Raw genomic sequence first — 24836 nt, forward strand, 5'->3', positions numbered from 1 at the left:
CGCGATCGCGCCGCCGGCCGCCAGTCCTTCAAGAGCGTGATCGGCGCTCCAGCCACCACAGAAGGCCAAGCACGGCCAGCAGGCCGGCGGCCCAGGGCCAGGACGAACCCGGCGCGGTGCGGATGGCGCGGGCGCCGCGCGTGACGCTGGCGGCCACCGCGTCGAGCGTCGCCTGACGGTCGGCGGCCCAGGCCAGCGAGGGCGCGGCGTCGGCGGGATGGACGTAGAAGCGCGCGCCGTCAGAGACCCTGTGCCAGCCGGCGCGGCGGGGCCAGTAGGCGGCGCGGGCGGCGGGGCCGGCCGCCGGATCGACGACGGGCCGGCTTTCGACGCCATCCGGGTCGACAACCCGGATCGGCCCCCTGACGCCGCGGAGCGTCGCGCGTTGGCCCAACCTGGCGATACCGTCCACCCACACACCGGGGCCGTCGCTGGGCCGGGCCAGGATGGAGAAGAGTTCGCTCCACATTTCGCCGTAGCGATCCGTGTGGCCGGCCAGGGCGAGGCCGTAGCTGTCGACCACGATCCAGAGTCCCACGCGCCCCTGGCCGCGCGGCCGCCAGGCGGCTAGAGGCGCGCCCGCCTTGTCGCGGATCATCGGAACGCCGTCGCGACCGGCTTGAGCGAGGTCGTAGCGGCTGAGCTCAAGGTTGGTCGGGCCGTCGAGCCTGAAGGCGTGGACCTCGCCATCGCCCGATGTCGCCATCCCCATATTGGTCCAATCGCGCCGCGTGGCGGCCGAGAGCGGGCCGGTTGGGCGCAGCAGCAGGCCCAGGCCCTCGCCCGTCGCCGCGGCCAGGGCGGTCCGCGCGCCGGGCGAGAGGCTTTCCCAACGGCGATCGTCGACCACGACGAGATCGATCTCGGCCAGGGTCGCGCGGGTGATCGGTATCGGAGGATCGCCCAGGGCCACGCCAGCGCCCACGTCGATGTCGAGGTTGAGCGCGATGCCGGCGTCCTGGGCCCAGCGGCGCAGGTACTTGGTCTCCGCGCTCGGCGCGCCGGCCAGGACCAGCACGCGCGGCTGGCGCTGGGCGCGGGTCTCGATCGGGATCTCGATCTGTTCGACCGTGCGGCCGGCGGCGTCCTTCAGGCGCAGGTCGAACAGGGCCAGACCGGGCGCGCGGGCGGCGGCCGACAGCTGGAAGCGTCCGTCGGCGGCGACGGCGGCCTGATCGACCACGGCGCCGGCTGGATCGATCAGCTCGACGCCGCCCCCGCCTCCGACCTGGCCGGCGACCGTGAAGCATCCGCCCGGGGCGAGCGGCTTCGGCGGCGTCAGCGCGATCAGGCCGCGGGGCGCGGGCGAGGGGGCGAACTCGGCGGGGCGGTCGAGCGGAATCTGGTCGCGCGGCGTCAGGCCGTCACCCTCGATCCGCAGGCGCCCGGGTTCCGGATAGAGGCGCAAGGCCGAGCCAAGGTCGGGCGCGCGGACCGCCCCCGGCAGCGGCCCGGCCTCCGGCAGAGCGACCAGGACGTCCCCCGAGGCGCGTAGCGCCGGTTTCGCGCCATGCGTGGCGACTACGAGGCGACCAGGCGGCGTAGCGACCGAAGGCGGGAAGAGCGTCGGATGGAGCAGCGCTCCGCCCAGGATCTGCAGAGCGATCAGCGCGGCGAACCGCCAGGCGGGCCCGCGCACGTCGGCCGATCGTCGCCGCAGAACCGTCCGCGCGATCCCGCCGATCGTGACGATCGCGATCAGGATCGCCGTCCAGAGTTCCAAGGAACCGCTCATCGCAAAGCGTCCAGATAGCGCCGGCCGCGTGCGTCGGCCGGATCGCGGCGACTGACGGCGGCGGGCGGGCGCTCCAGCGCGGTCCAGAGCAGGGCGCGCAGCTTGCGGCGGCAGTCCTGGCACCGGGGTTCGTTGCGGACCGTGTCGATCGCGGCCGACAGGGCCAGCGGATCGGCCAGGCGCTTTTGGTTGGCGTTCACCCAGCGGGCCAAGGCGTCGAGCTGGAGCGGGGCGTCGGGCCGATCGCCCAGCGCGCGCCAGACCTCGACGGCCGGCGTGTCGGCGGGATCGCGCGTCGCCGGCGCGAGGTGACCCGGCGCGATGCCCTCGCGCTTGCCGGTCAGGCGGCGGGACAGGTCGACCGGCGGCAGCTTCGGCGGCGTGCGCGCCAGGAAGATGCGTCCGGCCTGCTGGGCGGTCTTCAGCAGGTTCAGGGCCTTGTAGGCGTGGGGCAGGGCGTCCTTCGGCTTGCCCTGGCGCAGGGCGCGCTCGGAATCCCACATGGCGTCCAGCGCCTGGGCCAGGGTCGAGCGCGTGCCCGGGTCGAACAGCGTCGCGGCGTCGCCGGTATCGTGGGCGTGACCGTATTTGGCGACGACGTCGGTCATGTCGTTGAGATTGGCCCCGCCCCCATGATCGTGGCCGTCATCGTCGTCGTGATGCGCCTCGGCCTTGGCGGGCGTGGCGGCGGGCGCATCGTCCGTCGGCAGGGCGGGCGCGTCGTTGGTCGGCAGGTCGAGGCCGCCGCCGCTTTCGCCTTCCGCCTTCTCGCCCATGAACTGACCATAGCGCAGCCGCAGCTGGGCCTGGTCGGCGCCCAGGCTGTTCGAGCGGCTCAGAAAGGCGTCGGGCGTGATCTTGCCGCGCTGGGCGATCAGGGCCTCGGCGTCGATGATGATCTGGCGCTGGCTGCGGAAATAGACGGGCATGACCTGCTTGGCCATGCCGTCCAGGCCGTCGGCCAGGCCCATGGCGGCGGGCCAGCGCAGGATGACGCTAGGACCCTCGACCGTGTGGCGTCGCGGGACGCGGTTATCGCCGACGACCAGCTGGACGATCATGTCGCCGCCCGGCGCCAGGCCTTCGCGCGCCAGGTCCAGCGCGGCGGTGAAGCGTTTGAGCCGCCCGGCGCCCTGGCCGCTCAGGGGCTGGGTCCGCTGGGCGGTGGTGATGTTCTCCCCTTCGCCCTTGGTGACGGTGATGCGCAGCTGGGCGGCGCCGTCGACGCCGTAGTCGTCGCGGACCTCGAACACCGGCGACCAGCGGGTTTGGCCGGGCGCGATCAGGGTCAGCGAACTGTCGGGCGTCACGACGCGGACGACGGGCGGTGCGTCGGGGATGATCTCAAGGCGGTGCAGGCGCTGGCGGGCCAGTCCAGGGGCTTCAACGCGATAGAGCGCCGACCGCTCGAACGCACGCCCCCCCAGCCAGCGTCCGCCGTCGCTGCGCAGCGACAGCGAGGCCTCGCCTGGGAAGTTGAGGCTGGCGGCGTCGGGATGCGGGCGGAAGCTCACCGTCCACTCGATGCGCGACCCCTCCGGAGCCCGCGCGTCCAGGCCGCCCTGATCGTAGGGGCGCTGGCCGGTATAGGCCGGCGGCGTGATCCGCAGCTTGGCGTTGGTGACCTTGGGCGCGCCGGGCGCCGCCGCGGTTTCGGCTTCCTCTGGGCCGAGAGCGACGCCCGATGCGGGCGGCCAGAACAAGGCGGCGAGGATCACGAGCGCGCCAAAGCCGGCGGTCCAGGGGATCCAGCGACGGGACCAGTCGGGCCGCAGGTCCACGGCGGCGGCTTCGGCGAGACGCGCCTCGAGGCGGGCGCGCTGCAGGGCGACCAGGCCGTCGACGGCGGGCCGAAACAGGAGGTCGCTGCTGTCCTCCAGACCTGGGGCGCGCGCGTCGAGGGCGGCGGTGAGCCAGGTCTGATCGAAACGGCTCGCGCGGCGCATCGCGATCCCGGCCAGGACGAGCGCGCCGACGACGAGCACGGCTATGGCCCCGACGCCCTGGAACCAGCGCAGGCCCAGCGCGGCGAGCGCCAGGACGACGGGCAGGCCGACGGCGACCGTGTCGAGAACAGCCCGCTGTCGAGCCGCGCGCGGATGGTGGGCGAGGGCGGCGATCATGCGGCCACCGGACGGTCACGCCGTGTCGCCAGCCAGCGCTCGACGGTGAAAATCAGGGCGATGATCAGGGCCAGCCAAGGCTTCAGGCTGACGGGATGCGGATTGTAAGCCAAGCCGCCCGCCGCCGGACGGACGCTCGGGGCATAGTCGGTCGCCGCGACCCGACTTGGCGCGGGCGGCGGGGCCAGCAGCGTCCACAGCTGCTCGGGGAAGTTCGGCTCGACCAAGCCCGGCATGGCGCTGGGTTCGAGCGGACGGGTCAGGCGCAACACGCGGCCCTTTCCGAAGCGGCCAGCCGTGGCCAGCGGCGCGCCGTCGGCGTCGCGCCAGATCGCGGGCTGCGCGCCTTCGACGGGCGAGGGGGCGTCTCGGGCCAGCAAGGCGACGCCGCCGGTCTCGATCCAGTCGAGAACGGGCGCGGGCATGGGCGCGTCGGAGAGCCAGATGAGATAGCGCGCCGTCCCCGGCACGGGACTGTCGGTCGGCGCGGCGTCGAAGGCGGGCGGCTTGCCGGCCTCGGCGAAGGCGGTCGCCGCCGCGCGGAAGTAGCCGACCGCGCGTTCGCTGGCCGGGGCGTAGCGGACGGTCAGCGCCGGGGGCGCTGGCGCGGTGACGGTCTTCGAGCGCGCAGCCGCCGCGCCGATCCGCCAATCCACTTTGCGCGACAGGTAAAGCCGTTCGGCATCGCCGCGCACTTCCGGCGGCGCGACAATCGTGATGGGTGCCTTGCCGGGCGTCTCGGCGTCCAATTGGCGCACGAGGCTGGCGAAGTCCGCCGACGGCGCGGGAGGTGGACGGTCGAGGCCGGGGTAGCCCGGCGCGAGCCACACGCGCCGCTCGCCATGGTCCGGGACGCTGCTGGCGTCGACCCCGGGCGAGACGGCGACCACGGGCCGGCCGTCGCTCGTCGGCCGTAGCACCGGCTCGGCCAGAGCCAACACGATCGCGGCGACCAGGGCGATGCGCGCCGCCAGCAGCAGCCGCTCGTCGAGGCGCAGTCGCTGGACGGGCTTGGGTTTCGGGTTCAGCCAGCGCAGGGCGGCGAAGTCGATGACTTGCGTCTCGGTGCGGCGGGCGATGTGGATCGCCAGCGGGACCAGGACCGCGAGCAGGGCGCCGAGCGCGGCGGGGGCGAGCAGGACGGGGATCATCCGCGCGTCGCCGGGCGGGAGAGATCCTGGATCGGCTGGTCAGGATCCCGATCGCTGAAGTGTTCGACGAACCGCGCGCCCTTGGCCTCCAGCCGCGCGCGCAGAGCGGCGCGAGCCTCGGCGAAGCGCGTCAGGAAGTCGGCGCGCAGGCCGCGGCCGTCGCCGGCCAGTGCGATGTCGCTCTCCGGATCGCGGAACAGCAGGCTCCGATCGAACGGGAAGTCGCGCTCGTCGCCGGTCAGGAGTTGGACGAACGAGACGTCGCGACCGGACGCGGCCAGCCGTTCGGCGGCCGCGACACAGGTGTCGTCGAAGCCGTCGGAGATGAAGATCGCCAGGTCGCCGGGCGCGATCCGTTCGCCCAGCAGCTTCAGGTCCCGCTCCCACTGGGGGACGCTCTCGGGCCGCAGGGGACCCAGCGCCAGGCGGATGCGGTCGCGATGGCGGCTGTCGCTGGAGGGCGGCAGAACGATCGCGCCCTCGGCCTGGGCGACGATCACCCCGAAGCGGTCGCCCTGCTGGAGCGCGACCTCGATGATCGCGGCGGTCAGGCGGCGGGCAGCGTCGAAGCGCGTCCAGCTAGGCTTGGCGAGATCGGTCTGGCCCATGGAGGCGCTGGCGTCCAGCACGACCCAGATCGCCACGGGGCTCTCACGCTCGGCGTCGCGGACGAAGAACTTGTCCGAGCGCGAATAGAGTTTCCAGTCGATGCGCCGCAGGTCGTCGCCACGCTCGTAGGCGCGGTACTGGGCGAACTCCATGGCCCCGCCGCGATTGCGGCTGGCGTGGTGGCCATCCCCGTTCAGCACCGCGGCCGCGCGCGGCGTCAGCGACAGACGTCGCAGACGGCTACGCAGGTCCGGGGGCAGGTCGAACGGGGACATTGTCTGCTAGTCGCGCGCCGGCGCGGGCAGGGCGGCCAGTAGGGCGGCGACCACGTCGTCGGTCGACTTGCGTTCGGCCTCCGCGGCGAAGGACAAGAGGATGCGGTGGCGCATGACCGGCGCGGCCAGGGCCTTGACGTCTTCACGCGTGGCGGCCAGGCGTCCGTGCAGCAGGGCGCGGGCCTTGGCGGCCAGCACCAGGGCCTGACCAGCGCGGGGGCCAGCGCCCCAGCGGACGTAGTCCTGGACGGCGGCGGGGGCGTACGGCCCGGGCCGGGTGCCGCGGACCAGCGCGGTGATCCAGGTCAGCAGGCCATCGCTGACATGGACCTGACGAACCCACGTCTGCAGCTCGACGATGTCGGCCCCCGTCATCACAGCCGCCGGCGCGGCGATCGCGCCGCCGGTGGTCAGGGTCAGGATGGCGCGCTCTTCCTCGGCGGTCGGATAGCCGACGCGGATGTTGAGGAGGAAGCGATCGAGCTGGGCCTCGGGCAGGGGGTACGTGCCGGCCTGCTCCAGAGGGTTCTGGGTGGCCAGCACGAAGAACGGCTCGGACAGCCGGTGGGTGACGCCGGCGTAGCTGACCTGGTGCTCCTGCATGGCCTCCAGCAGGGCGGCCTGGGTCTTGGGCGGCGTGCGGTTCAGTTCGTCGGCCAGCAGCAGGTGGGTGAAGACCGGCCCTGGCTGGAAGCGGAAGTGACGGTGGCCGGTGCCATGGTCCTCTTCCAGCACCTCGGTGCCCAGGATGTCGCTGGGCATCAGGTCGGGTGTGAACTGCACGCGGCGGAAGTCCAGCGACAGCGCCTGGCCCAGGGTGCGGACCAGCAGGGTCTTGCCCAGGCCCGGCACGCCCTCGATCAGGCAGTGACCACCGGCCAGCAGACCGATCAGCAACTGCTCGACGACCTCGTCCTGGCCGACGATGGCCTGACCGATGGCGGCGCGCAGCTGGCCCAGGCGCTCGAGCTTGGCCGCGATGTCGGCTTCGGTGGGGGTGACGCTCATCGGAACTCCGGACAGGTCGTAAAGCGGATCAGGCCGTTAGGGCGTAGAGGACGATGTTGACCGCGAACCTGGTGTTGTCCTCGGCCAGGAAGCGCTTGTTGCGCCAGTCGTAATCCCACTCGCAGCCGTAATCCTTGTTGCTGTAGAGCACCCCGAGGCGCCCGTTGATCTCGATGCCCTTGAGGTAGTCATGGACGAGATCGTCGCCCCATCCGTTCAGCTCGAAGCTGGTGGCGGGCGGGCCGTCGAACTTGAAGAAGCTGCGATAGATCGGATGGTCCTTGGCCAGCTTCTTCAGGGCGTCGCCGCCGAACAGCTTGGCCATCTGACGCTCGAACGACTTGGCGAACAGGCCGTCGATGTCGTGGTTGCAGTCGTCGACCAGGACGAAGCCGCCATTGCGGACGTAGCGCTGGAAGTTCGCGGCCTCGGCCGGGCTGAACTCGACCAGCTTGTGGCCGGCCAGATAGCAGAACGGCGCGGTCAGCATGGCCGGGTCCGAGAGGCGCACGACGCGCTCCTCGGTGTCCACGCGCAGGTTGGTGTAGTCGACCAGCGAGGTCAGGATGTTGGACGGCATCCGCTGGTCGACGTCCCAGTCGCCGGAATCGTAGCGCAGGCGCGTGAACCAGAAATCGTAGGTCGGCGCCGCCTGGACGGCCGACGGGCGGCTGGCGAGCCAGCTTCCCATCGCGCCGCCCGCCAGCAGACGCAGGCACTCGGTACGCGTTACGCTTCTACTCGGCATGTCGAACGTCAGACGGCGTCCGACAGTGAGGTGAAGGTGAAGTCCCGCAGGCGCATGGCGGGGATCATCATCTGCATGCGACCGCCTTCGCTGACGCGGACCGGGCGGCCCAGGTCATCGATGTTGTTCAGCATGATCACCGGCGACTCGTTGAAGCGGAAGTTCTTCACCGGATGCTTCAACTGGCCGTTCTCGATGTAGAAGGTGCCGTCGCGGGTCAGGCCGGTCAGCAGCACGGTCTGCGGGTCGACCATGCGGATATACCAGGTGCGGGTCACCAGGATGCCGCGCTCGGTCTCGCGCACCAGGTCGGCGGTCGATTTCGTGCCGCCCGACATGACGATATTGCCCGGTCGGCCGGTGACCTTCTTGCCCTGCTTCTGGGCCCAGTAGGGGCTGTAGAGCAGGTTGGCGATCTTGCCGTTCTCGACCAGAGGCATGCGCTCGCGCGGACGGCCCTGTTCGTCCCACGGAAACACCGGCAGTTCCTTGTCCCAGGGGTCGGCCATGAAGGTGACGCGCGGATCGAAGACCTGTTCGCCCAGCTTGTTGCCGCCGCCCTTCTTGGACAGGAAGCTGCGGCCCTCGTCGGCCTGACGGGCGTCGAAATAGTTGAACATGAACGAGATCAGGCCCGACGCCGCGTTCGGCTCCAGGATCACCGTGTACTTGCCCGGTTCCAGCGCCTGGGCCTCGGCCGAGGCGCTGGCCTTGCGCATGGCGATCTCGATGTCGCTGGCCGGCTTGAAGGCGCTGGAGTCTTGCAGGTTGCGGGCGACCCAGCCCGAGCCCTTGCCGTCGGCCGTCCGCACCGTGCAGGTGTAGTCCATCTGGGTGGCGCGCTGATAGCCGAACGCACCCTTGCTGTTGGCGAAGGCCACGAAGCTCTGCTCGTCCTGCAGGAAGCCGGCGGCGACCAGGTTCTGGGCGCGGCACGGGGCGATCGAGGCGCGAGCGACCTCGGCCCGCTGGTCGGGCGTGATCGCAGCGGTCGCGGCGCTGAAGGTGTCGCTCGGCTTGTAGGTCGTGGCCTCGACGGCGGGGACGAACTCGGGGTTCTCGGGCGCCAGCTTGGCCAGCTCCTCGGCGCGCTTGACCACGCGGGCCAAGGCCGAGTCCGAGAACTCGTTGATCGTCGCGGTGCCGACGCGGCGTCCGAAGGCGACGGTGACGGCCAGGTCGATATTGCTGACGACGCCACTGGTGGAGACGTTGTTCAGGGCGAAGCGGATATTGCCCTCGATCGAACCGGTCAGCTGCGCGGTGCACTCATCGGCCGTCGACAGCTTGATGACTTTCGCGAGGATCGTCTTGGCCTCGGCTTCGGTCATGATGCTCATTGGATAATCTTCCCCGAACCGATCAACCGAGCGAACGCGCGGTGTTGATGACGTTGATGCCGTTGAACCGCGTGGTCGACGAGCCGTGGCTCACGGCCGAGACCTGGCTGGGCTGGCCCTTGCCGTCGAAGAAGGAACCGAACAGGCGATAGTCGCGCTCGTCGCAGATCGCCGAGCAGGCGTTCCAGAACTCGGGCGTGCGCATCTGGTAGGCGACGTCTTCCAGAGGCTGGGTGATCTTGCCGTTCTTGATCTCGTAGAACAGCGTACCGCCGAACTGGGCGTTGTAGCGCTGCTGGTCGATCGAGAACGAGCCGCGGCCCAGAATGTAGATGCCGTCCTCGACGCCCGCGATCATGTCGTTGAGGCTGAGCGGCGTCTTGCCCGGCTGCAGCGAGACGTTGGGCATCCGCTGGAATTGCACCGTCGACCAGGAGTCGGCGTAGGAGCAGCCGTCGCTCTCGGTCTTGCCCAGGATATGGGCCTGGTCGCGGGTGGCCTGGTAGTCAACCAGCTTGCCGTCCTGGATCAGCGGCCATTGCTTGGTCTTGACGCCTTCGTCGTCGAAGCCGACGGCCCCCAGGCTGCCCGGTTGCAGCTTGTCGGCCATGATGTTGACGAGGTCGCTGCCGTACTTGAAGTGCGCGGCGCGCTTGTCCAGCGTGGCGAAGCTGGTGCCTGCGTAATTGGCCTCGTAGCCCAGCACGCGGTCGAGCTCCAGCGGGTGGCCGATCGACTCGTGGATGGTCAGGCCCAGGTGGTTGGGATCCAGGACCAGATCGTAGCGGCCCGGCTTGACCGACTTGGCGGTCAGCTTCTCGCGCGCCTGCACGGCGGCAGCCTGGGCGTCCTCGACCATGTCGTAGGACCGGCCGTAGCTGATGATGCCGTTGGGCGAGAGCGTCTTGTCCTTGGCCTGCGGGTCCAGATACTCGTAGCCCATGCCCATCGGGGCCGAGAGGCCCTCGCGCGAGCGGAACTTGCCGGTGGCCTTGTCGACGGCGGTGACCGTGAACGGCGACCAGATGCGGTGGACGTCCTGGTCGATGTACGAGCCGTCCGTGCTGGCGAAGTACTTCTGCTCGTTGATCAGGAACAGGCTGGAATTGACGAAGTTGGCGCCCGCCTTCAGGGCCGCGCCATTGACCCGCATCAGCAGGTCGACCTTTTCCTGCAGCGAGACCTCCATGCCGTTGCGGCGCAGCGGCGTCGCCCACTTCACCTCGCCGACGCCCTTGGTCGGGGCCAGCTGCACGGGAGCGGTCTGGTTCTTGGCGTTGGCCTTGGCGATGGCGACCGCCAGGCGGGCGGTGTCGGCCACCGCCTCCGCCGAGAGGCTGTTGGTGGCCGCGAAGCCCCAGGCGCCGCCGGCGATGACGCGCACGCCGACGCCGCTGGATTCGGTGTTGGTCACGCCCTGCACATTGGCTTCGCGCGTCTGAATGAACTGGCGCAGGTAGCGGCCCACGCGCACGTCGCAATAGCTGGCCCCGGCGGCCTTGGCGGCGCTCATGGCCGCGTCGGCCAGGCGCTTCTTGACCGCCACGTCGAGGGACTCGACCAGCTGTTCGGCGGCGATGGCGCGGCCGAAGCCGGGCAGCAGAACACCGCCGGCGCCGATCCCGCAGGCGGCAAGGAACTGACGTCTATCCAAGTTTCTTCTCCCCAACGGCCCAAAAACACAGGCGCTCGCGTGACCCCCCGCGCGCGGGAATCTCGCGCGAACGAAGTTCTGTAGCGCCCCGCCGCCGAGGTCAAATCTTTCCCGTATATTGTAGTCGATATGATCGGATTACGCGCATTGGCGACCAAGCGCGACGCAACGTCACCTCCCGCGTCCCGAACCGGGGCTGACCGCGAAGGCGTGGCCTAGGGTGTCGCGTCCCGGCTATAACGCCAGGGACTCGGGAACAGGGACGGGCGTCATGGATCGCTGGCAAGCGATGAAGGTGTTCGTGAAGGTCGCCGAGACCAAGGGCTTCGCCGAGGCGGCGCGGCAGTTGCACATGAGCCCGCCGGCCGTGACCCGCGCGGTCGCGGCGCTGGAAGAGGCGATCGGCGCGCGTCTGCTGGTGCGCACCACGCGCTCGGTGACCCTGACCGACGCCGGCGCGCGGTTCTTCGAGGACTGCTCGCGGATCCTGGCCGATCTGGCCGAGGCCGAGGCCAGCGCCGCCGGCAGTTTCGCCACGCCCAGTGGCACGCTGACCATCACCGCCTCGGTGATGTTCGGTCATCAGTACATCCTGCCGATCATCATGGACTACCTGGCCGAACATCCGCGGGTCAGCATCCGCACCCTGTTCGTCGACCGCATGGTCAACATCGTCGACGAAGGCGTGGATCTGGCCGTTCGGATCGGCAACCTGCCCAATTCCGGCTTCAGCGCCTTGCGCGTCGGCTCGGTCCGCCGGGTCGTCTGCGGCTCGCCCGGTTATTTCGAGAAGAATGGCGTCCCGACCACGCCGGCGGATCTGGCCAGCCACTCGGTGATCTCGGCGACCAGCGCCTGGGCCTCGACGGAGTGGCGCTTCGGCCAGGACCAGAAGACCGTCGTTCACGTCTATCCGCGGCTCTACTGCAACACCAACGACGCGGCCCTTCAGGCGGCGATCGACGGCTTCGGCCTGACGCGGGTGCTGTCCTACCAGGCGGCGCCGTCGCTGGCGTCCGGCGCGTTGCGGACGGTGCTTTCGGACTATGAAGAGCATCCGCTGCCGGTCCACATCGTCCACCCGGAGGGACGGCACGCGCCGGCCAAGGTCCGCACCTTCATCGACTTCGCGGCGGGGCGGCTACGGGCGGACCGCCGGATCAATTAGGCTAGAGCATTCCGCCGCGCGGAAGAGTGCCTTTCCCTCGTCGCGGCTTCAGCCCGTCCGTTGGATGGAGTGTCCTTGGCCCGTCGGATGGACGCTGTGTCCAGCCGCTCCGCGAAGGACATGACGATGCGCCTCTACCACCATCCGCTGTCGGGCCATGCCCACCGGGCCCACCTGTTCCTGTCGCTGATCGGCGCGGACTTCGAGCTGGTCGAGGTCGATCTGGCGTCGGGCGCGCACAAGACGCCGGAATTCCTGAAGCTGAACCCGTTCGGCCAGGTGCCCGTGCTGGACGACGACGGCGTCATCGTCTCGGATTCCAACGGCATCATGGTCTACCTGGCTCGCAAGTTCGACAAGACCGACTGGCTGCCGGAGGGCGTCATCGAGGCCGCCCAGGTCCAGCGCTGGCTGTCCGTGGCCGCCGGCGAACTGGCCTACGGCGCCGCCGCCGCTCGCCTGATCACCGTGTTCGGGGCCAAGCGCGACGCCGACGAAGTCATCGGGCGCGGCGCCGCGCTGCTGAATATCTTGGAAGGCCTTCTGACCCAGCAGGACTGGCTGGTCGCCGGCCGCCCGACGATCGCGGATGTGGCGCTCTATAGCTACACGGCCCGCGCGCCCGAGGGGAACGTCGACCTTCAGCCCTATCCGGCCGTCCGCCAATGGCTGGCGCGCATCGAGGCTCTGCCGGGCTTCGTGCCGTTCCGCCAGACGCCCGTCGGCCTGGCCGCGTAGCGTCGAGCGCCGGGGAGCGGGCCCATGACCACCACCGAAAAGCCCTCTCCCTGGCATCGCGGCGAGGTCGAGATCCAGCGCAGCGTCGGCGTCGAGGCGAGGATGGACGGGATCGGCCGTCGCGTCATCCGCGACTACCTGCTGGATCAGCACCGCGCGTTCTTTCCGCAACTGCCTTTCCTGGTGGTGGGCAGCGTCGATCCGGCGGGCGCGCCCTGGGCGACCATCGTCGCCGGCCAGCCGGGTTTCATCAGCTCGCCCGACATCTACACCCTCTCGATCGAGGCCGCGCGGCAACCCAGTGATCCCGCCGATGCGGGGATGGAGGACGGCGACCCCGTCGGCCTGCTGGGCGTCGAGCTGCATACGCGCCGTCGCAATCGCATGAACGGTGCGTTGCGCCGCACGGCTGGCGGCTTCGACGTGGTCGTGGACCAGAGCTATGGCAATTGCCCGCAATACATCCAGCTGCGCGACTTCGCGATCGTGGGCGACCCCGCCGCGCCCTATGCCGGCGAGGTCGAGACCTCTACGGATCTGGACGTCGACGCCCGCGCGCTGATCGCCGCCGCCGACACGTTTTTCGTGGCGTCCTACAGCGACGAGGGCGGGCGACGGGTCGACGTCTCGCACCGGGGCGGCAAGCCTGGCTTCGTGCGGATCGGCCAAGACGGCGTCCTGACCATTCCCGACTTCGCCGGCAACCTGTTCTTCAACACACTGGGCAATATCCGCCTGAACGGCAAGGCCGGCCTGGTCTTTGTCGACTTCTCGTCCGGTGACATGCTGCAGCTGACCGGCGAGGCCGAGGTGGTGCTGGACTCGCCCGAGATCGCCGCTTTCCAGGGCGCGGAGCGCCTGTGGCGCGTGCGTCCCACCAAGATCGTCCGTCGACGGAGCGTCTTACCGGTGCGCTGGGCCGACCGCGCCAACGGCGCTTCGCCCAACGCCCTGATCACCGGCGACTGGGATGCGACGGCGGCGCGGCTGAAGGCCGCCGAACTGGCCGATCGGTGGCGTCCGTTCCGGGTCAGGAAGATCACCCGGGAGAGCGCGGCGATCCGCTCGTTCGAGCTGGAGCCGGCAGATGGCGTGGCGACCATTCCGCACCTGGCCGGTCAGCATCTGCCGATCCGCGTCCTGTTGCCCGGCGACGAGCGGCCCGTCATCCGCACCTACACGCTCTCGGTCGCGCCGTCGGACCCGTTCTACCGGATCAGCGTCAAGCGCGAGGGCGGGGTCTCCCAATACCTCCACGACCAGATCCGCGAAGGCGACCTGATCGAGGCTCGCGCCCCGGCTGGCGGCTTCACGATCGACGCCGCGGAAAAGCGTCCGGCGGTGCTGCTGGCGGCTGGCGTTGGCATTACGCCCATGATCGCCATGGCGCGGCACATCCTGTTCGAGGGTTTCCGCACGCGCGGTGTCCGGCGCACGTACATCTTCCAGGCGGCGCGGACCAAGGCCGAGCGGGCGTTCGACGAGGAGCTCGCGGCGCTGGTCGAGGCGGGGCAGGGGGCGATCCGCCTCACGCGCATCCTCGGCGACACGGACGGCGCGGACCCGGATGACTACGATCTCCTGGGCCGGCTGGACATGGACGCCCTGCGCGCCGAGTTGCCGTTCGACGACTATGACTTCTATCTGTGCGGCCCGCCGGGGTTCATGCAGGCGATCTATGACGGCCTGCGGGGCCTGAACGTCGCCGATCGGCGCATCCATGCCGAGGCCTTTGGCCCCGCATCGCTGCAATGCACGCCGGACCTGGGCGGCGCGCCCGCCAAGGTCGGCCCGCCGCCCGCGACGACCTCGAAGCCGGTGTTGTTCATGGAGTCGTCCAAGGAAGCCCGCTGGGAGCCCGGCTCGGGCACGCTGCTGGAACTGGCCGAGGCGCGGGGACTGCAACCCGAATTCAGCTGCCGCGCCGGAACTTGCGGTTCCTGCAAGACAAAGGTGCTGCAAGGCGCCGTTTCCTATCTGACGCCGCCGACCGCTCCGGTCGCCGAGGACGAGGCGCTGATCTGCTGCGCCGTTCCGGCCGCCGACGGCGAGGCGCTGCATCTGGCCCTTTGATCCCCGAGGAGAAACCCATGTCCCGTCCGCCGCTGCCCCCGTTCACGCGCGAAACAGCCATAGAGAAGGTCCGCCTGGCCGAGGATGGCTGGAACAGCCGCGACGCCGCCAAGGTCGCCCTGGCCTATACGACCGACACCCATTGGCGGAACCGCGCCGAGTTCCTGAACGGCCGTGATCAGGCCCAGGCCTTCCTGGAGCGCAAATGGGCCAAGGAGCTGGACTATCGGCTGATCAAGGAGCTGTGGGCGTTCGAGGGCGATCGTATCGCCGTTCGCTACGCCTATGAATATCACGATGACAGCGGCAACTGGTTCCGCGCCTACGGCAACGAGAACTGGGAGTTCGACGCCGACGGCCTGATGCGCAATCGTCACGCCAGCATCAACGAACAGCCGATCGCCGAGGCCGACCGCAAGTTCCATTGGCCGCTGGGCCGCCGACCCGACGATCATCCCGGCTTGAGCGACTTCGACTTCTGACCGCAGTCTTCCCTCGGGAGGACGGAATCAGCCGTGACCACGGACGCGATCGATCTGGGCGAGTACGACTATATCGTGGTTGGGGCGGGATCCGCCGGATGCCTGCTGGCCAATCGGCTGACGACCGATCCTTCGGTTCGCGTGCTGCTGCTGGAGGCTGGCGGCCAGGACGACTGGATCTGGTTCCACATTCCGGTCGGCTACCTGTTCGCGATCGGCCATCCGCGCGCCGACTGGCTGTTCGAGACGACGGCCCAGCCTGGGCTCGACAATCGGGTCCTGGCCTATCCGCGCGGCAAGGTGATCGGCGGGTCGTCGGCGATCAACGCCATGATCTACATGCGCGGCCAGGCTCAGGATTATGACGGCTGGCGCCAGCGCGGCCTCGCCGGCTGGAGCTGGTCCGACGTGCTGCCCTACTTCCTGCGCCACGAGGACCACGTCGCCCCCCAGGGGGAGCACCACAGGTCTGGCGGCGAATATCGGGTCGAGCATCCGCGCGTGCGCTGGGACATTCTCGACGCGATCCGGCTGGCGGGCGAGCAGGCGGGCGTCCCGCAAATCGACGACTTCAACGGCGGCGACAACGCCGGTTCGTCCTATTTCCAGGTCAACCAGCGGGCCGGTCGGCGCTGGAGCACCGCCACGGCCTTCCTCAAGCCCATTCTCGGGCGCAGCAACCTGCGGCTGGAGAAGGGCGTCGAGGTCGAAAGCCTCGTGTTCGACGGCAAGCGCGTGATCGGCCTGCGCGCGCGACGGGGCGGGCAGGCGCTGAGCGCCCGCGCCAAGGGCGAGGTGATCCTGGCCGCCGGAGCGATCGGCTCTCCGGTGATCCTGCAACGCTCGGGCGTCGGCGACGCCGAGGTTCTGAAGCGGATCGGCGTCGCGCCTCGCCATCACCTGCCCGGCGTCGGGGCCAACCTGCAGGATCACCTGCAGATCCGGCCGGTCTACAAGGTGCGCGGCGTACGGACCCTGAACACCGACTACGCCAACCTGGCGCGGCGGTTGGGCATGGGCCTGGACTACGCCCTGCGTCGGTCCGGGCCGCTGACCATGGCCCCGTCGCAGTTGGGCATGTTCTGTCGGTCGGACCCGCGTCTGGCCACGCCGGACCTGGAGTTCCACTTCCAGCCGCTCAGCCTGGATCGCTGGGGCGAGGGCCTGCACCGGTTCGGCGCGATAACGGCCAGCGTCTGCAACCTGCGGCCCACCAGCCGGGGTAGCGTCACGCTCTCGGGCCCGGACCTCGCCGATCCCCCGCTGATCGATCCCCGCTACCTGACCACCGAGGCCGACCGGGACGTCGCCGTGGCCTCGCTGCGCTGGGCAAGGCGGATAATGGGACAACCGGCCCTGGCCGCCTATGCGCCCGAGGCGTTCCGGCCAGGGGCTGAGGTCGATACCGATCAGGGCCTGCTGGCGGCCGCCAAAGCCCTGGCCACGACCATCTTTCACCCCGTCGGCACGGCGGCCATGGGCGTGGCGGACGACCCGATGGCGGTGCTCGACGAACGGCTGAGAGTGCGCGGCCTCGAAGGCCTGCGGGTCGTCGACGCCTCGGTGATGCCGACGATCACCTCGGGCAACACCAACGCCCCCACCGTGATGATCGCCGAAAAGGGCGCGGCGATGATCCTGGAAGATCGCCGGGGCTAACGCCGCGCCGGCTCCTGCTCCTCATGGATGTCGAGGCGCGTCTTCGGCGATCGTCGAGCCCGGCGCTTCGGCCTCGTCCAGCAGGTTCAGGAGGTTGGCCAGGGTCGGGGCCTGATCGTCGCGTCGCCAGGCCAGGCCGGTCTCCAGCATCGGCGCGACCCCGGCCAGCGGGACATAGGTGACCCCCGCCCGCGCCAGGTTGCGCAGCGAAGCGGGCACGAGCGCGATCCCTAGGCCGCTGGAGACTAGGCTGATGATCGTCTGCATCTGGATGGCTTCCTGGATGATCCGCGCCGTCCCGCCCAGTGACGCGAAATAGCCGGTGACCAGGTCGTGAAAGGCCGGGGCCACGTGTTTGGGGAACAGGATCAGCGGCGACGCCAGCACCTCCGTGCTGGAGATCTCGGTCTCGTGGGCGATGCGGCCGTCCTCGATCCAGGCGCTGGGGACGGCGGCGACGAGAGGCTCGCGAAGCAGGCGTCGATAGGCGAGGGCAGGGGGCAAGGGATGATCGAGCGGCGGAATGATGATGCCGGCATGGCGCTCGCCGCCGACGATGGCCGGGATCTGCACGTCGCTGGTCGCCTCGAACAGACGGATCTCGACGCCCGGATAGGCCTGGGAATATCGCCGGACCAGAGAGGGCAGGACGCTGTAGTCGGCGGTGCTGACGAACGACAGCGCCAGATAGCCGGTCTGGCCGTCGCGCATCCGCTGGGCCAGGGCGGGCAGGCCGTCCAGCGTCGCCAAGGCTTCCAGCACATGCGGCAGCCATTGCTCGCCCAAGGCGGTCAGGCGGACGCTGCGCTTGGTGCGTTCGAACAGCGGCGCGCCCAGGTCGCGCTCGAGGTTCATGATCGACTGGCTGAGCGGCGGCTGGGTCATGCCCAGTCGTTCGGCGGCGCGTCCGAAGTGCAGGGTCCGGGCCACGGCGACGAAGTGGCGGAGCGGGCGAGCATCCATTGATATTCTCAGCGACCTAATGATGCTGAACTAATATATTTTGAGCGCGGACGAAACGGCCGTAAATAACCCCACCGCCGACATTGAGATTTGCCATGCCTCCCTATCGCTCACGCACCTCGACCCACGGCCGCAACATGGCGGGAGCCCGCGGCCTCTGGCGCGCGACGGGCATGAAGGACGAGGATTTCGGCAAGCCGATCATCGCCGTGGCCAACAGCTTCACCCAGTTCGTCCCGGGCCACGTGCACCTGAAGGACCTGGGCCAGCTGGTCGCCCGCGAGATCGAGGCGGCCGGCGGCGTGGCCAAGGAGTTCAACACCATCGCCGTCGACGACGGCATCGCCATGGGCCATGGCGGGATGCTGTACTCGCTGCCCAGCCGCGAGCTGATCGCCGACAGCGTCGAGTACATGGTCAACGCCCACTGCGCCGACGCCATCGTCTGCATCTCCAACTGCGACAAGATCACACCCGGCATGCTGATGGCCGCCATGCGGCTCAACATTCCGGTGGTCTTCGTCTCGGGCGGCCCGATGGAGGCCGGCAAGGTGCGGGTGAAGGGCGAGATCCGAGCGCTGGATCTGGTCGACGCCATGGTCGTCGCCGCCGACGACAAGTACACCGACGAAGAAGTCAACGCGATCGAGAAGGCCGCGTGCCCGACCTGCGGCTCGTGCTCGGGGATGTTCACCGCCAACTCGATGAACTGCCTGACCGAGGCCCTGGGCCTGTCGCTGCCGGGCAACGGCTCGGTCCTGGCCACTCACGCCGACCGCGAAGCGCTGTTCAAGGAAGCCGGCCGCCTGGTCGTCGACCTCTGCCAGCGCTGGTACGAGCAGGACGACGCCACGGCCCTGCCGCGTGGCATCGCCACGCGAGCGGCGTTCGAGAACGCCATGAGCCTGGACATCGCCATGGGCGGTTCGACCAACACCGTGCTGCACCTGCTGGCCGCCGCCCAGGAGGGCGGGGTCGACTTCAAGATGGAGGACATCGACCGCCTGTCGCGCCGGGTGCCGTGCCTGTCCAAGGTGGCCCCGGCCAAGGCCGACGTGCACATGGAGGACGTCCACCGCGCCGGCGGCGTCATGGCCATCCTGGGCGAACTGGAGCGGGGCGGCCTGATCGACACCAGCCAGCCTACCGTCCACGCCACGACCCTGGCCGAGGCCCTGGCGCGCTGGGACATCGGCCGCACCAACAGCGCCGTCGCTCACGAGCTGTTCCGCGCCGCGCCGGGCGGCAAGCCGACCCAGATCGCCTTCAGTCAGGCCGCCCGCTGGGAAAGCCTGGACCTGGACCGCGAGAAGGGCGTCATCCGCTCGGTCGAGCATCCGTTCTCGAAGGACGGCGGCCTGGCGGTGCTGTTTGGCAACCTGGCCCCCGAGGGCTGCATCGTGAAGACGGCCGGGGTCGACGACTCGATCCTGACCTTCCGAGGCTCGGCGCGTGTCTTCGAGAGCCAGGAGGCGGCGGTCAGCGGCATCCTGGGCGGCAAGGTCGTGGCCGGCGAGGTCGTGGTCATCCGCTACGAGGGGCCCAAGGGCGGTCCGGGCATGCAGGAGATGCTGTACCCGACCACCTATCTGAAATCGAAGGGCCTGGGCGCGGCCTGCGCCCTGATCACCGACGGCCGATTCTCGGGCGGCACCTCGGGCCTGTCGATCGGCCACGTCTCGCCGGAAGCGGGCGAGGGCGGCCTGATCGCCCTGGTCGAGACCGGCGACTCGATCCTGATCGACATCCCCAATCGCGGCATCACCCTCGAAGTCTCCGACGCGGTCCTGGCCGAGCGCCGCGCCGCCCAGGAAGCCCGGGGCGCCAAGGCCTGGAAGCCGCTGGATCGCAAGCGCGAGGTCAGCCCGGCCCTGCGCGCCTACGCGGCCATGACCACCAACGCCGCCCGCGGCGCGGTGCGCGACGTCAGCCAGGTCGAATAGAGGGTTATAGCTGGGCCGCTGCTTCCCGGCAGAGGTCCAGCAGCCAGCCATTGGGCGAGTCCGCCGCGTCGCTGGCCCGTAGCACCGCGCCGAACGGCATGGGGGGCGGGGCGTTCGGCGGCTCGACCATGAACACCTTGCCCCGGTCGGCGGCCAACTGGGCCAGGCGGCGCGGCAGGATGCAGGTCATGTCCGACCGGCCGACCATGTTCATGGCGCTGAATGAGTCCTGCACCGTGAACGGCTGATAGGGGCTCTCGCCCAGGGCGTAGGTGTCGCCCCAAGAGGTTACGCGCCGCAGGCCCAGGTGACCGGCCGAGGTGCGGTCGGGATCGTCGTTGCCGCCGCCCGATACGCCCAGGCGCGGCAGACGGGCCAGGGTGTCGTAGTCGACGCCGCTCGCGACCATGGGGTGGTCGGCGCGCAGCACCCACACGCCTGTCTCCTCGAACAGCGGACTGTAGGAGAAGCGTCCCGGGATCGCCTCGAAACAGCCGATGACCATGTCGAGCCGCCCCGTGTCGAGGTCCTCGGTCATGCCGGCATAGAGGTTGTGGAAGTGGATCTGGACGTTGGGCGCGGTGGCGATCACGCGCTCGGCGATCAAAGGGCCCAGGACGTAGGAAATGTAGGTCCCGGCCGCGATGTTGAAGGTGTGGGTGTCGAGCGCCGGGTCGAACCGCTGGTTAGTGACGGCGGTCTCCAGCAGCTTCAGGGCGGTGCGGGCGGTGTCGGCGATCTCCAGCGCGCGGGGCGTCGGCCGCAGACCGGTCTGTCCCCTGACGAAGAGGTCGTCACCGACCATTTCGCGCAGTCGCCGCAGCGAATGGCTCACGGCCGATTGCGACAGGCCCAGGCGCTCGCCGGCGCGTGTGGCGTTCTTCTCTTCCAGCAGGGTGACGAACACCCGGAAGAGGTTGAGATCGGCGTTTCGGAAATTCACGGCGTTCATGGCTGTCGTGAAGACATATCATTTCTCTCATGACGGGCCGAGCCCTATCTGAGCGCCAAGGTTCGCGAGCCGAACGAACCTCGACGATTCCCCAAAACCTATCGAGACGTGGAGCAGCGCGTGAGCGACGCTGAAGGTTACGACGCCATCGCCGAAGCCGAGGTCGGCGCGGCCGGCAGGCGGCGCCAGAAGACCCTGGGCCAGCGGCTGCGCTGGCCGTTGATGATCGGCGTGCCGGTCGTCGTTCTCGTGGGCATCGGCGCCTTCGTCGTGCTCACCGGCGGCAAGTCCGAAACCACCGACAACGCCTACGTCCAGGCCAGCCGCACGGCGATCAGCACCAGCATCGACGGCCGGGTGATCGAGATCGACGTGCGGGAGAACCAACGCGTGGCCAAGGGGCAGGTGCTGTTCCGCCTCGACCCGGCCGACTACCAGGTGGCGGTGTCGCAGGCCGAGGCGGCGCTTGCCCAGGCCCGCTTCGACGTCCAGGGCAAGCGCGCAGTCTATAGCCAGCGCCTGGCCGATCTGGCCGCCGTCCAGGAGACCGCCGGCTACGCCCAGCGCGAGGCCGCCCGTCAGCGGGATCTGGCCGCCGCCGGCGTCGCCACCAAGGCCCAGGCCGACGAGGCCCGCCACGCCGCCGACCAGGCCCAGCGCCAGGTCGCCGTCGTCCGGCAGCAGATCGCCACGGCCCTAGCCGACCTCGGCGGTCGCGCCGACCTCGCCACCGAGCAGCAGCCCGGGGTGCTGGAAGCCGCCGCCAAGCTGGAGCGCGCCAAGCTGGATCGCTCCTACGCCGCCGTGATCGCCCCGGCCGACGGCGTCATCGCAAAGGTCGAGCAGCTGCAGGTCGGCCAGCGGGTCGAGGCGTCCAGGCCCCTGTTCTTCCTGATCTCGGGCAAGCCCTGGATCGAGGCTAACTTCAAGGAAGACCAACTGGCCCACATGCGCGTCGGCCAGCCGGCCACGATCAAGGTCGACGCCTATGACAAGCCGCTGAAGGCCCATGTCGCCAGCTTCAGCCCGGGCACCGGCGCCAGCTTCGCCCTGCTGCCGGCCGAGAACGCCACCGGCAACTGGGTCAAGGTGGTCCAGCGCGTGCCCGTGCGCCTGACCCTGGACGACGCCGCGCCCAGCAACCTGTCGGCGGGGCTCAGCGCCAAGGCGAAGGTGGACATTCGCTCGGGCAAGCGCTGATGACCCCCAAGGCGCTCCAGGAGGGTCACGCCCGCGACGTCGCCAATCGCTTGCCGATCACCATCTCGGTGATGCTGGCGACGATCATGATCTCGCTGGACACCACGATCGCCAACGTCGCCCTGCCGCACATCCAGGGCAGCGTCTCGGCGTCGACCGACCAGATCACCTGGGTGCTGACCTCCTACATCGTGGCCTCGACGATCATGACGCCGCTGACCGGCTTCCTGACCGAGCGGATGGGCCGCAAGATGGTGCTGATCGTCTCGATCATCGGCTTCACCGCCGCCTCGATGCTGTGCGGCGTGGCCCAGAACCTGGTCGAGATCGTGCTGTTCCGCCTGCTGCAAGGCCTGTTCGGCGCGGCGCTGATCCCGCTGTCCCAGGCGGTGCTGCTGGACATCAACCCGCCCGAGCGCCACGGCCAGGCCATGGCCGTCTGGGGCGCCGGCGCGGTGCTGGGGCCGCTGCTGGGGCCCGGCCTGGGCGGCTGGCTGACGGACAATCTCGACTGGCGGTGGGTGTTCTTCATCAACCTGCCGATCGGCGTCCTGGCCTTCTGCGGCGTGTTCTTCTTTCTCTCCGAGAAGAAGAGCAGCGAGAAGCGCAAGTTCGACACCCTGGGCTTTCTGGCCCTAGCCATCGCCATCGGCGCCTTCCAGCTGATGCTTGACCGCGGCCCCAGCCAGGACTGGTTCGGCTCACGCGAGATCTGGGTCGAGCTGATCGTCGCCGTCATCGCCCTGTGGGTGTTCGGCGTTCAGCTGGCCACGGCCGAGAAGCCGTTCGTGGCGCGGGAACTGCTGGCCGACGGCAACTTCATCACCTGCTGCCTGTTCGGCTTCTTCATCGGCATCCTGCTGTACAGCACCCTGGCCTTGCTGCCGCCGCTGATGCAGACCCTGCTGGGCTATCCGGTCGCCTTCACGGGGCTGGTGTCGATGCCGCGCGGCCTGGGTTCGTTCATCGCCATGTTCGCGGTGGGCCAGCTGATGGGGCGGATGAACATCAAGCTGCTGCTCAGCATCGGCCTGGCGATCAGCGCGCTCTCGCTCTGGCAGATGAGCCACTATAATTTGGAGATGGACACGACCCTGCTCGTGACCTCGGGCTTCCTGTCGGGCGTCGGCACGGGCCTGATCTTCGTGCCGCTCAGCACCATCGCCTTCGCCAAGGTCATGCCGCAGCACCGGGCCGAGGGCGCGGGGCTGTTCACCCTGATCCGCAATATCGGCTCGGCGGCGGGCATCTCGATCATGCAGGCCCTGTTCGTCAGCGGCATCGAGAAGCACCACGCGGTGCTGGTCGAGCACGCCCGGCCCGACAACCCCCTGTACCAGGCCTACGCTCCGAACGTGTTCTCGACCGAGGCGGCCATGGCCGCGTTCAACGGCGTCATCGGCCGGCAGGCGGCGATGCTGTCCTATCTCGACGACTTCCGGCTGATGCTGGTGATCACCATCGCCTGCGCGCCGCTCATCCTTCTCATGCGTACCCCCAAGCCCGGGGCGAAGGCCGCCAATGTCTCCGACCACTAAGCTCCTGACCGCCTTGCTGGCGGCGACCAGCCTGTCCGCCTGCGCGACCGTGGGGCCGAACTTCCAGGCGCCGGACTCCCCCAAGACCGCGTCGGCCCTCGGCGCGGGCGAGACGGCCCCCGCCGCCGCGCGCCTCGACGCCGAGGCGGCTAACGCCGGCCCGTGGTGGACGGCCCTGAGCGCGCCCGAACTGGACGCCGTCATCCGCCAGGCGCTGAAGGACAGTCCCACGCTCGCCGAGGCAGACGCCACCCTGGCTCAGGCCCAATCGGCCCTGGCCCAGGCGCGCGGCGTGGCCGGACCTCAGGTCACAGGCAACGCCGGCGTGGCCCGCGAGCGCGCCAACCTGCAGGCGTTCGGCTTTACGGGCTTCGGCGACATCCAGCTCAGCAACCCGACCTTCAGCCTCTATTCCGTCGGCGGCGCGGTCAGCTACGACCTCGACCTGTGGGGCGGGAACAGGCGGCGGATCGAGAGCGCGACCGCCCGGGCCGAGGCCCAGGGGCGCCGCGCCGAGGCGGCCTATCTCAGCCTGACCGCCAATGTCGCCCTCCAGGCCGCGACCATCGCCACGCTGCGGGCCCAGATCGCCAGCGTCGAGCGGATGATCGCCGACGACCAGGCCAATATCGAGCTGATCCGCAAGGCCAACGCCCTGGGCGGCTCGACCAGCCTGGCCAAGGTCTCGGCGGCAAGCCAGTTGGAAGAGGACCGCGCCCAGCTGCCGGTCCTGCAGGGCGAACTGGCCGCCGCCCGCCACGCCCTGGCCGTTCTGGTCGGCAAGGCGCCGGCCGACTGGAACGCTCCGGCCTTCGATCTTTCGACCATGGTCCTGAACGCGCCCGTGCCGGTGACCCTGCCGTCGCAGCTGGTCCGCAAGCGTCCTGACATCCTGGCGGCCGAGGCCGAGCTGCACGCGGCGACGGCCGACATCGGCGTGGCGACGGCCGACCTTTATCCGAACCTGAAGCTGACGGCGTCGCTGACCCAGGGCGCGCTGAAGCCGGGCGACCTCTTCTCGTACGACGCCAGCGGCTGGGACCTCGGGGCCGGCCTGACCGCCCCGATCTTCGACGGCGGCGCCCTGAAGGCGCGCCGCCAGCAGGCCCGCGAGGCCGCCCGCGCCGCCAGCGCCCGCTACCAGCAGACCGTGCTGACCGCCTTCGGCCAGGTCGCGGACGCGCTGTCGGCTCTGTCGTCCGACGAGGCCGCGCTGGCCGCCCACGCCCGCACCGAGCAGCAGGCGACCGAACGCCTGCGTCTGGCCAGGGTCGCCTTCGACAAGGGCGGCGGCACGCTGCTGGAGGTCGTCGACGCTCAGCGTACGCTCAACGCCGCGCGCTCGGCCCAGGCCCGCGCGCAGGGCCAACGCCTGGTCGACGCCATCCGCCTGTTCGCGGCGACCGGGGCCGATTGGCGCACCGGCTGACCGAATAAGGGGACGCCTCAATTCTGACGGCTTCACCTCGTCTTTCCA

The 24836-nt window shown here is 69.8% G+C and carries 19 protein-coding genes; 9 read left to right on the forward strand and 10 right to left on the reverse strand.

Going from position 1 to position 24836, the window contains the following annotated elements:
* Window positions 1–28 precede the first annotated feature (28 nt).
* The 8 genes from EIK80_RS15020 to EIK80_RS15055 are packed head-to-tail and all read right to left on the reverse strand — an operon-like array spanning window position 29 to window position 10643.
* Window positions 29–1735: a hypothetical protein gene (locus tag EIK80_RS15020; protein WP_125157802.1), complete on the reverse strand. Its 1707-nt coding sequence runs from the start codon at window positions 1733–1735 to the stop codon at window positions 29–31.
* Window positions 1732–3858 (reverse strand): DUF4175 family protein, encoded by a 2127-nt coding sequence (locus tag EIK80_RS15025; RefSeq protein ID WP_125157803.1) that lies wholly within the window; start codon window positions 3856–3858, stop codon window positions 1732–1734. Before EIK80_RS15025 ends, EIK80_RS15020 begins: the two co-directional genes overlap by 4 nt.
* Entirely contained in the window at window positions 3855–5009 is a 1155-nt protein-coding gene (locus tag EIK80_RS15030) for a BatA domain-containing protein (RefSeq protein WP_125157804.1), read from the reverse strand. Before EIK80_RS15030 ends, EIK80_RS15025 begins: the two co-directional genes overlap by 4 nt.
* Complete coding sequence (locus EIK80_RS15035; protein ID WP_125157805.1) at window positions 5006–5893, reverse strand: DUF58 domain-containing protein; 888 nt, start codon at window positions 5891–5893, stop codon at window positions 5006–5008. Before EIK80_RS15035 ends, EIK80_RS15030 begins: the two co-directional genes overlap by 4 nt.
* A gap of 6 nt (window positions 5894–5899) precedes the next feature.
* A complete protein-coding gene (locus EIK80_RS15040; RefSeq protein WP_125157806.1) occupies window positions 5900–6901 on the reverse strand; it encodes a MoxR family ATPase in 1002 nt (333 codons plus the stop codon).
* A gap of 28 nt (window positions 6902–6929) precedes the next feature.
* Entirely contained in the window at window positions 6930–7649 is a 720-nt protein-coding gene (locus EIK80_RS15045; protein ID WP_125157807.1) for a DUF4159 domain-containing protein, read from the reverse strand.
* An 8-nt stretch (window positions 7650–7657) separates the two neighbouring features.
* On the reverse strand, window positions 7658–8989 hold the full coding sequence (locus EIK80_RS15050; protein WP_125157808.1) for a TldD/PmbA family protein: 1332 nt from the start codon (window positions 8987–8989) through the stop codon (window positions 7658–7660).
* Between the two features lie 22 nt (window positions 8990–9011).
* A complete protein-coding gene (locus EIK80_RS15055; RefSeq protein WP_125157809.1) occupies window positions 9012–10643 on the reverse strand; it encodes a TldD/PmbA family protein in 1632 nt (543 codons plus the stop codon).
* 271 nt (window positions 10644–10914) lie between these two features.
* Here EIK80_RS15055 and EIK80_RS15060 point away from each other — a divergent pair, with 271 nt between their 5' ends.
* The 5 genes from EIK80_RS15060 to EIK80_RS15080 all read left to right on the forward strand — a co-directional run bounded on the left by EIK80_RS15060 (window position 10915) and on the right by EIK80_RS15080 (window position 16763).
* A complete protein-coding gene (locus tag EIK80_RS15060; protein ID WP_125157810.1) occupies window positions 10915–11811 on the forward strand; it encodes a LysR family transcriptional regulator in 897 nt (298 codons plus the stop codon).
* A 126-nt stretch (window positions 11812–11937) separates the two neighbouring features.
* Window positions 11938–12549: a glutathione S-transferase family protein gene (locus tag EIK80_RS15065; RefSeq protein ID WP_125157811.1), complete on the forward strand. Its 612-nt coding sequence runs from the start codon at window positions 11938–11940 to the stop codon at window positions 12547–12549.
* A gap of 24 nt (window positions 12550–12573) precedes the next feature.
* The gene (locus tag EIK80_RS15070) at window positions 12574–14622 is read left to right on the forward strand and encodes a pyridoxamine 5'-phosphate oxidase family protein (protein WP_125157812.1); all 2049 of its coding nucleotides are present in this window, start codon (window positions 12574–12576) and stop codon (window positions 14620–14622) included.
* Between the two features lie 17 nt (window positions 14623–14639).
* Window positions 14640–15104: a DUF1348 family protein gene (locus tag EIK80_RS15075; RefSeq protein ID WP_125157813.1), complete on the forward strand. Its 465-nt coding sequence runs from the start codon at window positions 14640–14642 to the stop codon at window positions 15102–15104.
* A gap of 33 nt (window positions 15105–15137) precedes the next feature.
* Window positions 15138–16763, forward strand: a complete 1626-nt coding sequence (locus tag EIK80_RS15080) for a GMC family oxidoreductase (protein ID WP_125157814.1) — start codon at window positions 15138–15140, stop codon at window positions 16761–16763.
* Window positions 16764–16784: 21 nt separating this feature from the next.
* Here EIK80_RS15080 and EIK80_RS15085 read toward each other — a convergent pair whose 3' ends face one another.
* Complete coding sequence (locus EIK80_RS15085; RefSeq protein WP_125157815.1) at window positions 16785–17726, reverse strand: LysR family transcriptional regulator; 942 nt, start codon at window positions 17724–17726, stop codon at window positions 16785–16787.
* 95 nt (window positions 17727–17821) lie between these two features.
* Here EIK80_RS15085 and ilvD point away from each other — a divergent pair, with 95 nt between their 5' ends.
* Window positions 17822–19669, forward strand: coding sequence for a dihydroxy-acid dehydratase (ilvD, locus tag EIK80_RS15090; RefSeq protein ID WP_125157816.1), 1848 nt, complete (start codon window positions 17822–17824; stop codon window positions 19667–19669).
* A gap of 4 nt (window positions 19670–19673) precedes the next feature.
* Here ilvD and EIK80_RS15095 read toward each other — a convergent pair whose 3' ends face one another.
* Window positions 19674–20621, reverse strand: a complete 948-nt coding sequence (locus EIK80_RS15095; protein WP_125157817.1) for a LysR family transcriptional regulator — start codon at window positions 20619–20621, stop codon at window positions 19674–19676.
* A 120-nt stretch (window positions 20622–20741) separates the two neighbouring features.
* On the opposite strand from EIK80_RS15095, the gene EIK80_RS15100 reads away from it, so the two are divergent.
* The 3 genes from EIK80_RS15100 to EIK80_RS15110 are packed head-to-tail and all read left to right on the forward strand — an operon-like array spanning window position 20742 to window position 24788.
* Entirely contained in the window at window positions 20742–21821 is a 1080-nt protein-coding gene (locus tag EIK80_RS15100) for an HlyD family secretion protein (RefSeq protein WP_125157818.1), read from the forward strand.
* Window positions 21821–23359, forward strand: a complete 1539-nt coding sequence (locus EIK80_RS15105) for a DHA2 family efflux MFS transporter permease subunit (protein WP_125157819.1) — start codon at window positions 21821–21823, stop codon at window positions 23357–23359. The genes EIK80_RS15100 and EIK80_RS15105 overlap by 1 nt, the downstream gene beginning before the upstream one ends.
* Entirely contained in the window at window positions 23343–24788 is a 1446-nt protein-coding gene (locus EIK80_RS15110) for an efflux transporter outer membrane subunit (RefSeq protein ID WP_125157820.1), read from the forward strand. The genes EIK80_RS15105 and EIK80_RS15110 overlap by 17 nt, the downstream gene beginning before the upstream one ends.
* The last annotated feature ends 48 nt before the right edge of the window (window positions 24789–24836 follow it).

The sequence above is a fragment of the Caulobacter sp. 602-1 genome, assembly GCF_003931565.1.
Taxonomy (GTDB): domain Bacteria; phylum Pseudomonadota; class Alphaproteobacteria; order Caulobacterales; family Caulobacteraceae; genus Caulobacter.

Bases quoted from the DNA above. Each gene is read 5' to 3' on its own strand.
- EIK80_RS15020 (WP_125157802.1), bottom strand. From the start codon at position 1,735: ATGAGCGGTTCCTTGGAACTCTGGACGGCGATCCTGATCGCGATCGTC.
- EIK80_RS15025 (WP_125157803.1), bottom strand. From the start codon at position 3,858: ATGATCGCCGCCCTCGCCCACCATCCGCGCGCGGCTCGACAGCGGGCT.
- EIK80_RS15030 (WP_125157804.1), bottom strand. From the start codon at position 5,009: ATGATCCCCGTCCTGCTCGCCCCCGCCGCGCTCGGCGCCCTGCTCGCG.
- EIK80_RS15035 (WP_125157805.1), bottom strand. From the start codon at position 5,893: ATGTCCCCGTTCGACCTGCCCCCGGACCTGCGTAGCCGTCTGCGACGT.
- EIK80_RS15040 (WP_125157806.1), bottom strand. From the start codon at position 6,901: ATGAGCGTCACCCCCACCGAAGCCGACATCGCGGCCAAGCTCGAGCGC.
- EIK80_RS15045 (WP_125157807.1), bottom strand. From the start codon at position 7,649: ATGCCGAGTAGAAGCGTAACGCGTACCGAGTGCCTGCGTCTGCTGGCG.
- EIK80_RS15050 (WP_125157808.1), bottom strand. From the start codon at position 8,989: ATGAGCATCATGACCGAAGCCGAGGCCAAGACGATCCTCGCGAAAGTC.
- EIK80_RS15060 (WP_125157810.1), top strand. From the start codon at position 10,915: ATGGATCGCTGGCAAGCGATGAAGGTGTTCGTGAAGGTCGCCGAGACC.
- EIK80_RS15065 (WP_125157811.1), top strand. From the start codon at position 11,938: ATGCGCCTCTACCACCATCCGCTGTCGGGCCATGCCCACCGGGCCCAC.
- EIK80_RS15070 (WP_125157812.1), top strand. From the start codon at position 12,574: ATGACCACCACCGAAAAGCCCTCTCCCTGGCATCGCGGCGAGGTCGAG.
- EIK80_RS15075 (WP_125157813.1), top strand. From the start codon at position 14,640: ATGTCCCGTCCGCCGCTGCCCCCGTTCACGCGCGAAACAGCCATAGAG.
- EIK80_RS15085 (WP_125157815.1), bottom strand. From the start codon at position 17,726: ATGGATGCTCGCCCGCTCCGCCACTTCGTCGCCGTGGCCCGGACCCTG.
- ilvD (WP_125157816.1), top strand. From the start codon at position 17,822: ATGCCTCCCTATCGCTCACGCACCTCGACCCACGGCCGCAACATGGCG.
- EIK80_RS15095 (WP_125157817.1), bottom strand. From the start codon at position 20,621: ATGAACGCCGTGAATTTCCGAAACGCCGATCTCAACCTCTTCCGGGTG.
- EIK80_RS15105 (WP_125157819.1), top strand. From the start codon at position 21,821: ATGACCCCCAAGGCGCTCCAGGAGGGTCACGCCCGCGACGTCGCCAAT.
- EIK80_RS15110 (WP_125157820.1), top strand. From the start codon at position 23,343: ATGTCTCCGACCACTAAGCTCCTGACCGCCTTGCTGGCGGCGACCAGC.